Below are 833 nucleotides of genomic sequence, written 5' to 3'. Positions count from 1 at the left end.
CCGGGCGATGGACCGCCCGGCCCCGGCGTGGTACCAACGGGTCCGTGGGCCGGGCGGGCTCACCGCGCGGGCGCCGCCGGCGGCAGTGCGCCGCGCCACTGCTCGGCCCCGTGCGCGTGGAACCGCCGCACCTCGGTGAAACCGAGCCGCTGCGCCAGGCGCATCGAGCGCGCGTTGGCGGTCTGGGTGGTGAGCACGACGGGGGCGCCGGGGCGGGTGCGCGCGCACCAGTCGAGGGCCGCCGCGCACGCCTCGGTCGCGTAGCCGTGTCCCCAGAACCGGGGCAGGAGGAGGTAGCCCAGCTCGGTCTCCCCCGCGTCGTTCCGGTCGAGCGTCACGGCGCCGGCCATCTCCCCGGCCACGGCGATCACGAAGAACCCGGGGCGTTGTCCCGGCACGTCGGGCACGGCGGTCTCCAGTTCCGCGCGCGGCCGGGCCCCGCCCTGGTAGGTGCCCACTTCCTCCGAGGCGAACAGCTCGATGAAGGCGGCCCGGTCCCGCGCCGTTGAGGCGCGGAGCACGAGACGGGCGGTGGCTATCGGGGCGGGAGGCCAGTCCTGGGGCGTCTGAGCGGTCATGGCGGGCATGCTAGCCGCCCCGGCCCGTGACGGGCGGGCCGCCGGGCCCCGGCCCCACGGCGAAGGGCGTGGCGGTGCCCGGTCCCGTGACGCCGCGCACCGCGCTCATTCGCCCGGCGCCCCCAAGCGCTGCCCGAGCCGGATGATCGCCGCGCGCACCCCGTCCGCGTACGGGCCGGCCGTCAGGGCGCCGGCGGCTTCGCGGGCCCGGTCGAGATGGGCGCGAGATTAGCCCGTACGACCCAGGCGGGCGTA

General features: G+C 77.9%; 1 protein-coding gene. It reads right to left on the bottom strand.

The window, feature by feature from the left end; genetic code table 11:
• Positions 1 to 59 precede the first annotated feature (59 nt).
• Complete coding sequence (locus SSBG_RS26840) at positions 60 to 578, bottom strand: GNAT family N-acetyltransferase (protein ID WP_199781411.1); 519 nt, start codon at positions 576 to 578, stop codon at positions 60 to 62.
• Positions 579 to 833: the final 255 nt, after the last annotated feature.

The organism is Streptomyces sp. SPB074, from assembly GCF_000154905.1.
GTDB lineage: Bacteria > Actinomycetota > Actinomycetes > Streptomycetales > Streptomycetaceae > Streptomyces.
The sequence above is the reverse complement of the archived record's forward strand: the minus strand, read 5'-3'. Positions and strand labels throughout refer to the sequence as shown.

What these genes read in the sequence shown, in the direction of transcription:
- SSBG_RS26840 (WP_199781411.1), bottom strand. Translation starts at nt 578, where the DNA reads ATGACCGCTCAGACGCCCCAGGACTGGCCTCCCGCCCCGATAGCCACC.